The following is a 216-nucleotide window of genomic DNA, read 5'->3' as shown; positions in this document are numbered from 1 at the left end:
CTGCTGGACCGTAACTGACGTTGATGCTCGAAAGTGTGGGTATCAAACAGGATTAGATACCCTGGTAGTCCACACGGTAAACGATGGATACTCGCTGTTGGCGATATACAGTCAGCGGCCAAGCGAAAGCATTAAGTATCCCACCTGGGGAGTACGCCGGCAACGGTGAAACTCAAAGGAATTGACGGGGGCCCGCACAAGCGGAGGAACATGTGG

General features: G+C 53.2%; 1 rRNA gene. It reads left to right on the top strand.

From position 1 onward, the window contains the following. Nucleotides 1–216, top strand: a 16S ribosomal RNA gene (locus tag H6A27_RS15000); the annotation flags it as partial.

This window comes from Bacteroides caecigallinarum, assembly GCF_016902295.1.
Classification (GTDB): domain Bacteria; phylum Bacteroidota; class Bacteroidia; order Bacteroidales; family Bacteroidaceae; genus Phocaeicola; species Phocaeicola caecigallinarum_A.
The sequence above is the reverse complement of the archived record's forward strand: the minus strand, read 5'-3'. Positions and strand labels throughout refer to the sequence as shown.